This is a genomic window from Maribacter sp. MJ134 (genome assembly GCF_003970695.1).
Lineage (GTDB): Bacteria > Bacteroidota > Bacteroidia > Flavobacteriales > Flavobacteriaceae > Maribacter.
In genome coordinates this window covers 2,704,215-2,716,909 of record NZ_CP034570.1, presented here as the reverse complement: position 1 = coordinate 2,716,909, position 12,695 = coordinate 2,704,215, and the positions used below count along the sequence as shown (strand labels likewise).

Annotated in this window: 14 protein-coding genes; all 14 read right to left on the bottom strand. The window is 38.9% G+C overall.

All coding sequences use genetic code 11. The annotated features are described in order from the left end of the window. Positions 1-17 precede the first annotated feature (17 nt). The gene (locus EJ994_RS11725; protein ID WP_126592612.1) at positions 18-626 is read right to left on the bottom strand and encodes a hypothetical protein; all 609 of its coding nucleotides are present in this window, start codon (positions 624-626) and stop codon (positions 18-20) included. Beyond that, positions 607-1,224, bottom strand: a complete 618-nt coding sequence (locus EJ994_RS11720) for a LolA family protein (RefSeq protein ID WP_126592611.1) — start codon at positions 1,222-1,224, stop codon at positions 607-609. The genes EJ994_RS11725 and EJ994_RS11720 overlap by 20 nt, the downstream gene beginning before the upstream one ends. After that, positions 1,217-1,993, bottom strand: coding sequence for a polysaccharide deacetylase family protein (locus EJ994_RS11715; protein WP_126592609.1), 777 nt, complete (start codon positions 1,991-1,993; stop codon positions 1,217-1,219). The genes EJ994_RS11720 and EJ994_RS11715 overlap by 8 nt, the downstream gene beginning before the upstream one ends. Then, positions 1,987-3,054 carry a beta-ketoacyl synthase N-terminal-like domain-containing protein gene (locus EJ994_RS11710; RefSeq protein WP_126592608.1) on the bottom strand — a complete coding sequence of 356 codons (1,068 nt, stop codon included), beginning with the start codon at positions 3,052-3,054 and terminating at the stop codon, positions 1,987-1,989. The genes EJ994_RS11715 and EJ994_RS11710 overlap by 7 nt, the downstream gene beginning before the upstream one ends. Beyond that, the gene (locus tag EJ994_RS11705) at positions 3,051-4,250 is read right to left on the bottom strand and encodes a beta-ketoacyl-[acyl-carrier-protein] synthase family protein (protein ID WP_126592607.1); all 1,200 of its coding nucleotides are present in this window, start codon (positions 4,248-4,250) and stop codon (positions 3,051-3,053) included. Before EJ994_RS11705 ends, EJ994_RS11710 begins: the two co-directional genes overlap by 4 nt. A 63-nt stretch (positions 4,251-4,313) precedes the next feature. Next, the gene (locus tag EJ994_RS11700; protein WP_126592605.1) at positions 4,314-4,568 is read right to left on the bottom strand and encodes a phosphopantetheine-binding protein; all 255 of its coding nucleotides are present in this window, start codon (positions 4,566-4,568) and stop codon (positions 4,314-4,316) included. Between the two features lie 4 nt (positions 4,569-4,572). Further along, positions 4,573-5,169, bottom strand: coding sequence for a 3-oxoacyl-ACP synthase (locus tag EJ994_RS11695; RefSeq protein WP_126592604.1), 597 nt, complete (start codon positions 5,167-5,169; stop codon positions 4,573-4,575). A gap of 6 nt (positions 5,170-5,175) precedes the next feature. After that, complete coding sequence (locus tag EJ994_RS11690; protein ID WP_126592603.1) at positions 5,176-6,237, bottom strand: methyltransferase; 1,062 nt, start codon at positions 6,235-6,237, stop codon at positions 5,176-5,178. 48 nt (positions 6,238-6,285) lie between these two features. Continuing rightward, a complete protein-coding gene (locus tag EJ994_RS11685) occupies positions 6,286-7,437 on the bottom strand; it encodes a beta-ketoacyl-[acyl-carrier-protein] synthase family protein (RefSeq protein WP_126592602.1) in 1,152 nt (383 codons plus the stop codon). Then, a complete protein-coding gene (locus EJ994_RS11680) occupies positions 7,430-7,879 on the bottom strand; it encodes an acyl-CoA thioesterase (RefSeq protein WP_126592599.1) in 450 nt (149 codons plus the stop codon). Before EJ994_RS11680 ends, EJ994_RS11685 begins: the two co-directional genes overlap by 8 nt. Further along, on the bottom strand, positions 7,857-9,119 hold the full coding sequence (locus EJ994_RS11675) for an ABC transporter permease (RefSeq protein ID WP_126592598.1): 1,263 nt from the start codon (positions 9,117-9,119) through the stop codon (positions 7,857-7,859). Before EJ994_RS11675 ends, EJ994_RS11680 begins: the two co-directional genes overlap by 23 nt. After that, positions 9,112-9,855: an ABC transporter ATP-binding protein gene (locus tag EJ994_RS11670; protein ID WP_126592597.1), complete on the bottom strand. Its 744-nt coding sequence runs from the start codon at positions 9,853-9,855 to the stop codon at positions 9,112-9,114. The genes EJ994_RS11675 and EJ994_RS11670 overlap by 8 nt, the downstream gene beginning before the upstream one ends. Positions 9,856-9,990: 135 nt before the next feature. Next, positions 9,991-12,189, bottom strand: coding sequence for a PepSY domain-containing protein (locus EJ994_RS11665; RefSeq protein ID WP_126592596.1), 2,199 nt, complete (start codon positions 12,187-12,189; stop codon positions 9,991-9,993). Between the two features lie 11 nt (positions 12,190-12,200). Next, positions 12,201-12,686: a DUF2271 domain-containing protein gene (locus EJ994_RS11660; protein WP_126592595.1), complete on the bottom strand. Its 486-nt coding sequence runs from the start codon at positions 12,684-12,686 to the stop codon at positions 12,201-12,203. Between the last annotated feature and the right edge of the window lie 9 nt (positions 12,687-12,695).

The window sequence follows — 12,695 nt, the reverse complement described above, 5'->3', positions numbered from 1 at the left end:
TTTGTACTACTTACCTGTTATTCAAATGCCTTTAATTCAATTTGAAACCTTAAGTTTTTATGGTTGATTTGAATATGCTTTGCAATGTTATTACTTATTTCCGAGAACAGGAAAACCACTTTTTCTTTTTGGCCTCCCACTCTTGTAATACGTTCTAATTGCGTTTCTTTAAAGGTGTAAAAATGTGGTTTTCCATAGATAGTGGCAGCTGAGATGGTGCTATGACCATCGGTGTAATTTTTGGTTATTTCGGCTTGTTCGTGAAGTAAGCTTTTAAAGTCCTTTTCAAGAATATTCAGGAGAATTTTCCGGTCTATCTCTTTTAATACACGATTTACTTTAAACTCGTTATCAATAATTGAAAAATCAAAAATGGTATTCCCTAGTTCGGTGGTAAAAACGATACGGTGAGCCGCAGGTGCTGTTTTTTTTATAATGAGGATTCCTCCTAAATCGTTATTGAATACTTTAATCTTTGCTTTGTAGACATAATCTGTGTTTGTATCGAAAAAATAGGGGTTGCTTACCGTTAATGCCATGCTATCCGCCTCGGTAAATCCCATTTTAGCTGAATAGGAACCACATCCTACAAGCAATAGAATAAGACTACTGATTAAAAACCGCATCAGGAATGGCTTGGTTCTCTATTCTGTTGCTAAAAGTAATTTTAGTGTAGTCATCACTGGGTTCTATCATCTTTACTTGAGTAACTTCCCCACTATTGGAGAAAGTGATATGAAAGGCTTTTATAAATGTTGCAAATTGACTATCCTTCGGTATAAAATAAACCCTGTTTTTACCATCTACCTTAAAATAGGAAATATCAAATTCTTCCGATAGAAACATATCTCCACTGATACTTGCCGTAATCAATCTGTTCAATTGTTTAAAAAGCTTGTTGGAACTTAAATCCATAGCGCTTTTATTTCCATCATCGTTGACAAACAGTTTTTCATTTTTAAAAAGTACGCTGTACGCGAAAGGAGTAGTATATTCCCATTTTACCTTTTCCGGAGCCATAAACGCCAACTTCCCGGTGGATTTAATATCGTCGGATAGAAAATCTAAGTGTTTGTATTGGATAAAATCACTAGTGATGGTTTTGGTAGCTGCTGCCTTTTCTTTTACTGTAGCGCGTAGTGTTGCTGCTTCATTCGCATTCATCGGCGTTTGCGCCTCAACGGTACAGACTGCAAGTAAAAAGACAAATAATATTCTATACATAGGCTGGCAATTGAAGGAGATGGTCCACAGTAACCGACTTTAATTCTCTCTCTTTCAAAAATAACAATAACTGTTCCAAAACAATTACTGTTTTGTCGCTGGTATCATGCAAGAGTACAATATCTCCTTTTGTGACTTTGGAAGTTATTCGATTTAAAACGCTGGAGCTACTTCTAGGCGTGGTATCCAAAGAGCGCACATTCCAACCAATGGAATCTAGTTGAAGTTGTTTTACCGCCTTTTCAATACTTGGGTTGGTCACCGCGAATGCGGGGCGATAAAGTTTCATTCGTTTCCCTATTAATTCCTGTACAATGGCATTTGTTTTCTGAAGTTCCTGAACGACTCGCTCAGTAGAAAAGAATCCGAAGGACTTAGAATGCGAATAGGTATGGTTTCCCACGGTGTGGCCGGCCGCAATTATAGCCTTAAATAACGCTGGATGGTCTTCTACGTTCTTGCCAATACAGAAAAAAGTTGCTTTGGCGCCATACTTTTCTAGAAGTTTCAGAATTTGAGGTGTAAATTCTGGATGCGGACCATCATCAAAAGTGATGGCTATACAATTATCCGAAACATTTTTATTGGAATGGGTAGAGGTATAATGATAGTTCCAACGAATAAGAAATGAACCACATAGGGTAATTAAGAACCAAAAGAGGCCCACAATTACAAATATCCAAAAAGGGATAACGTAATAAAAAGAAGCTATGGCCAGTACCACAAGGGTGATGAGCGTTAGGGTATTTATGGTTCTACGCCTTAACATTTTTCAAGTACTACTAGGCTATGGTTTTTACCGCGGTATTGGTTGTAGATTAAAATTCGTTGAGGTTTCGCAGTTTTCAACTTATTTAAACGAAGAACTTCTGGAACGGATTGTGTTTTAAATACTTTGTTCGCTACCCAAAATGCAAATCCCGTGGCAGTATCGTATTCACCGGACAAATGCTTGTAAGCAATCTGGGAAATGTCTTTGAACAGACCTGCGCTTAAATTATGGTAATACCTGTCGTACTCTGAATCTCCGTTGTTGCCAAGCACTACTAAATCTATACCTTCCAAGGGTATATTCATTTCACTTAAAAACGCGGTAATGGTCGTTGAGACTTCAGAAATGTCCAGGGTATTGTAGGTGCGTACAGCGACCAGCTTGGAATAACTTGTGTCTTGCTTTTTGTTGGAGAGCACAAAAAAATGCGAACCCTCTGCTATTATACAGCCTTTGGTGGTAGCGGTTAACACTTCTTCATTGGATGTAGGAACTTCTTTTAAATGTCCTATCAGACGATGGGTTTCTACATGATGGTTTACCATTTCATCCACACCGCCTACTAAAATATTTGTAGCCTCGTCGTTCTCTAATTGTAATTTTGCATCCCATAAGCTGGACTCAAAAGAGACGTTGGCATGTACGTAAGTGAAATTATATCCCTTACATCCCATCGCAAGTGCTATTTGGCCGGCTACGGTATTATGGGAGGATTGTATGAAACGTGTAGGGGTAAGGTATTGCTCATCGTTATCAATAATATCACTAACAAATTTTTCAGAGTCTCCCAAACAACCCAGACCGGTGCCCACTATAATGGCATCTACGTTTTCTAGACCTGCTTCTTTTAAAGCCGTGTGCGAGCTAACGGTGCTCATTTTTATCCCTTTGGCCATTCTTCTGGCGGCTGCCGGAGGAATAAAGTCCTTGTAATTAGGATCTACTACTTTAAGCGTGGTGTCCTTGTAGGCTATAATGTCCTTTAAAAAAGTAGTGCCGTCATACGTTTTTTGAACGGAAACAGAGCCAATACTGTTGATATAAACCGATTTTTTCATGCCTCCTTGGAAAATATTAAAGTGGAACAATTACCTCCGAAACCAAAGGAATTGGAGAGCACGGTTTTTATTTCTTTCTTTTTCAATTCGGTTTGAGGCACCAAATTAAATTCCTTCATTGGTGTTTTGAAGTTTAGATTAGGATACACCACATTGTGCTGAAGTGCCAAAATAGAATAGATTGCTTCAACGCCGGCAGCCACAGCTAAGGTATGCCCTGTAAAGGCCTTGGTAGAACTAAAATCGGGAACTCTTTCTCCAAAAACACGTTGTAATGCTCTTCCTTCTGAAAGGTCGTTGTTCGGTGTAGCAGTACCGTGTGCATTGACATAATCTATGGCAGAAGGGGCCAAACCAGCGACCTTAAAAGCTTTTTCCATAGCCAATACGGCACCATCCCCGTTTTCCGAGGATGCGGTTTGATGAAAAGCATCGTTCGCGTTGCCATATCCCTTTACGTAAGCTAGAACCTTTCTATTTTCTTGGGCCACAATAGTATCTGACTCCAGGACTAAGAAAGCGGCGGCCTCCCCGAGATTTAATCCTTTTCTGTTCTCATCGAATGGGCTATTGTACGTATCCGATAAAATCATAAGTGTCTTAAAACCGTTGATGGTAAATTTTGATAACGAATCAGAACCTCCGACCACTACACGGTCCAATTCCCCTGATTTTATCATTCTTGCTCCAAGCATTATAGCATTGGCGACAGAAGAGCAAGCTGTACTTATGGTGGTGACAAAACTCTTTTCAAGTCCAATCGCTTCCGCTATTTTTTGTGTTGAATCTCCTGCATGTAGCGCATTGATATGGGCCCAGTGCGTATCCCTTTCAAAATAGTCGTAGAAGTATTGTTCCGCTTTGTCCATTCCCCCTACGGTAGTACCAGAAATTAAGCCTGTTCTATACGAAGAAATATCGGTAATGCCTGCTTGTTGTAGGGCCTCTTTTGCTGCTATAATCCCTAACAATGGCGTTCGTGAATGCGTGTTATGAGGAAGGTTTAAGCGTTTTTCCAGTTCTTCATTGGTAGCAGCTACTTCGCCCACCATAATTTCATTTTCATGCACCGTTTGAATCTTGGTAATCCTTGAAATCCCCGATTTTCCTGCTATCAAGGAGGCATAATTTTCTGCCACATTGTTTCCAATAGCAGAAATCATTCCCATTCCCGTGATTGCAATTCCTTGGTTCATTGAAAGTATTTAAGCAAAAGTAGGACTATCGTCCTAACTTCAATACGGTATTTGAAATCCGCTTTAAGACTTATTCGCTGTAATATAGGCCGCCATGGTATCTATGGACTCAAAAATATTCCTCCCCTCTTTGGGGTCGGCCAATTTTATTCCGTAATCCTTGTCTAGCATTACTATAAGCTCTAGCGCGTCAATAGAATCTAGACCAAGACCATCACCAAAAAGTGGGTCATTGTCCGCAATTTCATCAACAGAGATATCCTCAAGATTTAATTGCTCTATAATCTTTTCTTTTAGTTCTAATTTTAAGTCGCTCATCAGTCTAATATAATCGGTTTATTTCGGTAGTGGAATGTACAAAAATACCCTTCTTTGCCACAACATACAAAAATGCGTCATATTTTCCATGGTCAACATCTACCCATCCGCAAAGCACCTTTTCGGCCTTATTATTATGAAGTAAATTGCTGGAATAGGAGTGTAAAATAGATGGGGAGAATTCATTGAAGATATAAAAACTATTTTCTGAAAATAGTTTGTGTTTAATACTTATTTCACCCAAACAAATATTGGGAAGTGTATAAACGAACACAGAGGGACTCGGATAATACTGAGTGGGGTCTTTAATGGACTTTTGATGCTTTCTGTCGGTATCCAAGCTTGCCGCCCTATTGGATAGGACCAAGGCCATGTTCTCCTCTTTTTCGGTTTTTAAAAGCATATCGGTAGCAATGAAAGCAAGCTTACTTAGACTATCCATTTTAAAGAACTTGGAATAATCCAGTTGCAGTTTTTTGTAGGCCGATTTCATTACCGATTTTAAATCGGTCTCTTCACTTTTAAATATGGTTTTGCCATTAAGACGTATCTCCCCATTTCTGATATGGCAGTAGTCCTGTATGTAATATGGTTCTTCCAAATGAACTTATATCTTTTTACAAACGAACAAGGTATGGAATTCACCTAAATTAACGTCCTCTTTTATTTCCAAGCCAGCTTCATTGGCCAAGGCAATAAGTTCTGTGGCCTTGTACATTTTGCTATTACCGTTTGCAATGGCCGTAAAATATAACGAAGTGGCTTCCAGGGTAAATTTTGCATTTCCAAACTTTTGCCGGTCTGTATAGGTTTCTATAATGATGAGTTCCGTATCAGAATCCATCGCTCTTACCGCTGTTTTTAAGATTTTTAGAATCTCCTCCTTGGAAAAACAATCTAGGAACTGACTCATCCAAATAGTATCGGCCCCAAGAGGGATTTCTGGATTGTCGGACAGCCAATCTATCGCTGTACCGCTTACTCTATCTTCAAAACCTTTCTCTGCCGTTTTATGCAAGGCCTTTTTTAGTTGCCCCGGCAAATCAAAAATCCGAATATGTACATCGGGGTTATATGTGCAGCATTGTATGGCGAATTTTCCCGTATTACCGCCAATGTCGAATAACAGTTTTGGTTCATGTCTAAAAACCAACCGCAAGGCCTCCTCAAAAATTCCATCGGAATAGAAGTGGTCAAAAGCAAACCATGATTGTTGTACCTGTGGTTCTAATTGTGAAAGTCCTTCGTAAACAGTTTTCCAGTCCCCTAGTTCTTTTAAGCCAGCAGGCTTTCCTTCTTTAATCGCATCTTGGAGATGAAAAAGACCTTGATAGCAAACGTCTTGGGTGAAATTCATATTCACCTCGGTCATTGGGTTATAACTTAAAAAATAGCCAATTTTGGTGAGTTCGTATTTACCGTCTTCGTCCAAACTTACGATATCTGCGCTTTCGGCAATCTCTAAAAGTACACTTAACCCGTACTCGGTTAAAGAGAGTGCTGCGGATATTTCCGATATGGTTACTCCACCTTTGGCATTATTTTCAAAAATAAAATCAAAAACGCCAAGTTTCTTTAACGAAACCGTGGTTTGAAAAACAAAGGGGGCAAAGGCAATTTTTTGCGCCTCTTGTAACGCATCTATGGCCTTTATATTTTTCTTTGACATGCTACTGAACAATTTTAACGGCGAATTTAATACTATCCCGTTTATTTTCTAGTATTCTTGAATTTTTTGAAAGATTACCGCTGTATTGCAGCCGCCAAATCCTGACGCAGTTTTTAAAAAAGTACGGATATCTTTATGCCTTGTCTCTCGTATGATGTTTAAAGGCATTGATACTCCTAATTCTTGAAATCCTTTTGAAGCGAATAAGGTATTCTGATGTAAGGAATACATGCCAATAATCGTTTCCAATAATCCGGAAGCGCCGAGGGTATGCCCAAAATATCCCTTCAAACTATTTAAAGGAGTGTTCCCCATTTCGGCCCTATTGAATGCGATTGCCTCCATTTCATCATTGAACTGTGTGGCGGTCCCATGTGCTGAAATATAGTCTATTGCTGTGGAGGAAAGCCCTGATTGTGCCAATGCTATCTGAATACTTTTGTATAAACCTTCCCCAGTTCTTGACGGACCTGATATATGATTGGCATCATTACAGGAAGCTTCGCCTAGCACCGCAACGGATTCAGGTATTGCTTTCTTAGAATCTTTGGTCACCAGCACACTAGCAGCTACCTCTCCAATATTGATGCCAGTCCTTGTGTTACAATAGGGACGGCAGGGCGCATCACTTAAAGCCTGAAAAGCGTTAAACCCCGAAAGTATGAATTGAGTAACCAAATCACCACCTATTACAAAGACATGGTCATAAGTTTCCTGTTGGATAAATCGTTTGGCGGCCGCCACTGCCAATACTCCGGAAACGCATGCATTGGAAAGAACAATAGCTTTATTTCTAAACCCGAAGAATTTTTGGATTTTAGCACCAAGAACGCCGAGATATGCTCGCTCTTCCGGAAAAGGATTACGTTCTTCTAATACATCTATGTTTCCCTTCGTGGTCGAGATGATAAGTCCGACTCTTTCATTAAGTTCAATATTGGCTTTCGATAGCGCATCCGATAAAGAAACTATGAGCATTTGCTCTAGTCTTGTATGGGTTTCCTTTGGACTTAATTTATGATACTCTTCCAATAACCGATTTTGGTCAATTCGTGATGCATAAAAAGGATGTGGAAGAATGTGTTTGTCTTCTATAAGCTGAAGGCTAGATACTTCACTTTCTACCTTAGAAATAGCCGCTTGGGTATGAAACCCATAAGCAGAAACGATGTTGTTATGTGATAAGAAGATATTAGCCATCTAGCAAGCCAACTTTTTCTTTCCAATCCAAGAAGAATTTTGGAATGACCAAGGATAAATTTCCATGAAGTTCTACAAAAACCTGTACTGTCTTTCCTGTGCAGACCACTTTTCCTTCCGGATTTAGAATTTCATACTTAAAAATCATTTTTGCTGCCGGAGAATCAATGTACGTTGTTTTGATTTCAGCAACATCACCATATTTCAAAGGCAGTTTATGTTCACAGAAAGAACTAACGATAGGCGTAGAAAAATTATGCTCTTTTTGATCCAAATAAGAGATGCCATGATGTCTGCCAAAAGCTTCTCTCCCATCCTCAAAATACTGAATATAATTTCCATGCCAGACAATACCCAACGGATCTGTCTCCGTGAAACGAACTCGTACTTTGCTCGTAAAGCTGATTTCCTTTTCTTTTTTAGACTGCATTTTTTCTTTCATTGTAGATAATTGCAATAAGGCTTGTTCCTATAAAGAACAGAAACAGGAGTGAGATTTCCGGAATGATTTCTAAAAATCCAACATGGCGTAAAAATACGTCATAAAAGGCATTTAGTCCCCAATTCATAGGTGATACGTTTGAGATGACCTGCATGAATTTTGGCATGGCAAATACGGGAACCCAAACGCCTCCGATTGCCGCTAAAATAACTACGAAGGTTGCGCCAAAAGGTGCAGACTGTTCTTGGGATTTGGCGATTGTGCCTAAAAGTAAACCTAGGCCCACTGCCGCCAATCCTGCAAAAAATGCAACAATAAAAAGTAAGGGTAACCTCCCGGCAACCTCTAATTTTGGGAGGTCTATTAAAGGGAACAAATAGATGCCTAACAAAAGCATCAGCGCAAATTGTAATAGGGCCACTGCTAAAAAAATAAGGGCCTTACCGCCTAAAACAATGGCATAAGAAACCGGTTGAGTCCGTAGGCGCACAAAAGTTCCCTGATTTTTTTCCTTTACCATGTTTATGGACAAGGGCAGGATTATAAAAAAGATAGCAAATAGCGTCCAAGCTGGGATATTGTGTTGCGTGGAATTTGGAATGGAGGCCTGTTTGTCCGCGTTTGGGATGATCTCCCTGAACGAGATAAAACTTTCCGTTTCAAAAAAGGGTTCGGTATCATCTTCTCCTAATTCTTGCTGAAAGGCTTTGTAGATAGACTGACTTTCAATTTGCGCAATCATCTTGTCAATATTATTACGTACAGAACTTTTGAAGGATTGTTGACTGGCAGGGTCAAAATACAATCTAATTTCTTTGTTCGCTATCGGAGTATTAGGAAGCTTCTCTTCTTCTACGCCGAATTTGGCCAAAATTCCTTCAACGTTGCTAGCGATTTTTAAATCTAAATCCTTAGAAAGGTTTTGTGGAAGGATGACCGCTAATTGATACGTTCCCGTCTGTACGAGATTTTGCGCCCGACCTTCATCTTTTTCTACGATGACGTCAAATAGGTTGGAGGCTACTAAGCTTTCTTTGACCTGGTCGGAGACATTACCTTTATCCATATCTACGAGTAGTATTGGGATTTTGTTTTCCTGAATAATTTTAAAGGTATTGTCTTGGATAACGGTAATGGTAATCACCAGTAGTAGGGGCATTATAAAAAGTACGGCCAAACCGCCCAAGTCTCTGGTAAGAAGTAGCAGTTCTTTATATGTGGAGACCCAAAGTTTATACATGGTCCCTTAAGGCTTTACCGGTTAGTGCCAGAAACACATCCTCTAAGTGTTCTGCATCTTTTTGTTTAGCGATTAAGTCTTTTGGCGTGCCAACACCTACCAATTCGCCATGGTCTATAATGCCTACACGGGTACAGAAATGTTCTGCTTCGTTTAAGTGGTGCGAGGTGTAAATAATTGTTGTGCCGTTATGGTTCAATTCTTTCAAATAGTCAATAATGACGGTTTTGGACTGTACATCTACACCAACCGTTGGCTCATCTAAAAAGAGGACTTTAGGCTTGTGAAGGATACTCGCTATAAGATTTACCCTTCTTTTCATACCACCGGAATAGGATTTTATTTTTTTACGAGCAAAATCGGACAGCCCAAGAATACTCAGATGTTCTTGAACTGAATTGGTGAAATCAGAACCTTTTAACCCGTACATAGCTCCAAAATAATTAAGGTTTTCTACCGCTGTCAAATCGGGGTATAGGGCATATTCTTGTGGGACTATGCCGATGTGCTTTTTTAATTCTTTTTTGCTGTTGGAATAGTCAAGCCCGTTAATATTAAAGGAACCAGAAGTAGGTTTTATAAGGCCGCTTAACATAGAAATTAGGGTGGTTTTTCCCGCTCCGTTGGGGCCCAATAGACCAAAAATCTCTCCGTCAAGAATTTCCAAATTCAATTTAGAGACCGAAAACTGTTCGGCCTCTTTGTATTTCTTAGAGAGTTGGTTGATTGTAATCATCTAGTTGCAAACTAAGGTACAGTAAAATTTAAAAGTACGATAGAGATAAAATTATTGAATACCTCTTAACAAAACGTAGTTTTTCATTGATTTGTAATAGCAGTATGGAAATATTAAGCTAAATCATTGATTTGTTTAATAACAATCCATTTTTAATTGTCCGTTATTTTCAAACTCGTTTAGTGGCGTTTTTAGTTGGTCAGTGGCAATTACCTCCAATATGGACAACACTTGCTTTTGCATCGCCACAGAACCACAAATCATGAATACCGCACCCGATTGTAGCTTATGAGCTATACTTTCAGCTTCTTGCTGAAGTAGGTCCTGAACATAAGTTTTTTCTTGATACTCTTGTGATAAGGCTAACTGAACACTGGTAAGTTTTTTAGCATTCAAAGAGCTGTCTATAATTTCTCTATAGGGGTCAAAAGAAGTGCTAGTTTTTCCACCCCAAAATAACTGTATGGGTATCTGTTTTTCATTTTCATCTATAATTCCTAAAAACGGAGCTATGCCCGTACCGTTGGCAATACACACTAGCTCTTTGGCATGCTTTGGAAAACGAAACGCCTTATTTTTTTGAATTGCGGCATTTACCGTGTCGTTTTTGGAAAGCTGATGAAAGTAATTGGAACAAATACCAAACTCATGCTTTTTAATACTCAGGAGAACATCATTCTGTATTCTCGCAACAGAATATAGTCGGGGTATCTCTTCTTCTTTAGGTTGATATGCCAATAGGTCCCCCGACTGAAATTTAATCTTGTTTGCAGGACGAAGGCGTATTAAAAAAGTGTTGTCATTTAAAGGACTTTTGTCCATTACCTTGAAGGGTTTCGTTTTTAACGGCCTAATGGTTTTCTTAAGTTGATTTATTTGTAATGATACCCCGTTTGCCGCACTCCATTCAGATGACCAATCTTTAAAGGCTTCAAAAGATTGATTGTTTACTTTATATAAAGGGAGTAGTCTTTTGAAGAAGGCATTCTTTTCCAATAAAAAATCTATATCCTTCGCAAACTTGCAATAATAAGGATATACCAAGGAACCAAAGCCCAACACGCTAAAACTTAAATTGCTTCTTGGCCTAACTGCGTCGAAAACCTTTATAAAATTACGAGCATTCGTTGGTGCATCGCCCTCGCCGTAGGTTGCCGTAAAAATGATGATATGTTTCGCACTGTCATACGTGGTATAGTTATTTAGGTCGGACTTAAAAACATTTTTTCCCGCTTTGGTCAATGCGTTATAAAATAAGGTGGCATAGTCATTGGTGCTTCCAGTTTCTGAACCTACTAAAAGAATGTATTCACAATTATCCTTATTCTCTTGCGATACTACGGGTTTTATTTTTTTTCTCCTTTTAAGGGTCATCACAAAACCAGAGTACATGAAAAATACCAAAGAAAGACTTGTTATGCACAGCACTATGGACCAAAGAATACTTCCCTGACCTGTATGAAGCGTTAGACTAAATCTAGATACCAAGGTCACAAAGGGATATTTTGCTTCACTCAAGGTCTCACCTGAATATTGGTCTACATACAATTCACGGTCGGTCAGTGCAAGTTCAAAGTAATCTTCTGGCGCTTCGGAAAAGGGATAAATAAGTGACCGAACATTTCCAAGAACAATATTTTCAAAAATGGGAAGGGATTTCAACTTGCTTTCAGGAATACTAGCTATTGCCTTTCCAGTGCTTACGTGCTGTAAATCATCAGCAGGCAAGAGTGAAAATTTCTCCGCAGATAAATAAACACCTGTAGTGGCAACGAGGATTATAGGAAGTATGAACCATCGTCCAAGTATCACATGATACCTTTGCTCAAAATAATCTTTCTGAAATTTAGAAAAAACTTTTCGGATTCCACCTTGTCTTTTCGCTATTAGTACGAATCCCGTCACGGTAATAAGGCAAAGAAGAAACGAGATAAAGCCTACGAAAAACCGTCCAGTACTTTTTAAAAAAAGTGAACGATGTAGATTCGTTGTCCATTGAAAAAAGGCAGATTTCTCTTTTGGGATTCCTAGTTTTTCTCCTGAAATTGGGTTAACGTAAATTCTTTCGTTCAACCCATCAAGCGTAATGACCGATGCGATTACAAAATCGTTAGCATCTACTTCTATATCAAGTATTTCATCATATTTTTTATCTAGTGCGGCAACTGTTTGGGCTATAGATACCTTATTAAGATCAGTTTTAGCGATTGGCCGGCTTGCCTCTGAAATAGGTTCAAACGCGAGAATTGCTCCCGTGATAGCGGCAACAAATAAAAATAGCGATGAGGTAATAGCCAGCACAAGATGACTATATCTCCAGATAGAGATGGTCATTATGCCTTATTTTATTGAGGTATCATACGCACGTATCTAATAAAACCTTTTCCTTCTTTTTTAGATTTTAAGTTAGTGGCAGTAAGATCAAATTCCACATCATCTTTATAGTATTCCTGATCTTCAACGGCCGACTCAAAGCGTATCTTATATCCGGCGTCTATTTTATCCGATGGTATTTTTAGAACTGTCATCTTTCGTTGACCACCAGTGACAGTTTCTCCCACTATAGCATCAACATCCGGTCTTTTGATACCATATACGTTTTTCCACCACTCTTCAAGGTCTCGGTACCATTCCTTATCATCCCCTTGTATGTAAAGGGTTTCCTCATATTCACCTTCAGTATCTAACAATGATACTACCACGTAAGCGCCTTCTCCTGAATAATTCGTTAGTTGAATCATGCATTTATAATTGACGGTCTCTTTAGGTTGTATAAAACCTAAGATTCCGAATAAGGACAAAACAAATAGAAGTGTAATTAACTTTTTCATCTTCTTGAT

Coding starts and splice junctions, on each gene's coding strand:
- EJ994_RS11725 (WP_126592612.1), bottom strand. CDS start 626: ATGCGGTTTTTAATCAGTAGTCTTATTCTATTGCTTGTAGGATGTGGT.
- EJ994_RS11720 (WP_126592611.1), bottom strand. CDS start 1,224: ATGTATAGAATATTATTTGTCTTTTTACTTGCAGTCTGTACCGTTGAG.
- EJ994_RS11715 (WP_126592609.1), bottom strand. CDS start 1,993: ATGTTAAGGCGTAGAACCATAAATACCCTAACGCTCATCACCCTTGTG.
- EJ994_RS11710 (WP_126592608.1), bottom strand. CDS start 3,054: ATGAAAAAATCGGTTTATATCAACAGTATTGGCTCTGTTTCCGTTCAA.
- EJ994_RS11705 (WP_126592607.1), bottom strand. CDS start 4,250: ATGAACCAAGGAATTGCAATCACGGGAATGGGAATGATTTCTGCTATT.
- EJ994_RS11700 (WP_126592605.1), bottom strand. CDS start 4,568: ATGAGCGACTTAAAATTAGAACTAAAAGAAAAGATTATAGAGCAATTA.
- EJ994_RS11690 (WP_126592603.1), bottom strand. CDS start 6,237: ATGTCAAAGAAAAATATAAAGGCCATAGATGCGTTACAAGAGGCGCAA.
- EJ994_RS11685 (WP_126592602.1), bottom strand. CDS start 7,437: ATGGCTAATATCTTCTTATCACATAACAACATCGTTTCTGCTTATGGG.
- EJ994_RS11680 (WP_126592599.1), bottom strand. CDS start 7,879: ATGAAAGAAAAAATGCAGTCTAAAAAAGAAAAGGAAATCAGCTTTACG.
- EJ994_RS11675 (WP_126592598.1), bottom strand. CDS start 9,119: ATGTATAAACTTTGGGTCTCCACATATAAAGAACTGCTACTTCTTACC.
- EJ994_RS11670 (WP_126592597.1), bottom strand. CDS start 9,855: ATGATTACAATCAACCAACTCTCTAAGAAATACAAAGAGGCCGAACAG.
- EJ994_RS11665 (WP_126592596.1), bottom strand. CDS start 12,189: ATGACCATCTCTATCTGGAGATATAGTCATCTTGTGCTGGCTATTACC.
- EJ994_RS11660 (WP_126592595.1), bottom strand. CDS start 12,686: ATGAAAAAGTTAATTACACTTCTATTTGTTTTGTCCTTATTCGGAATC.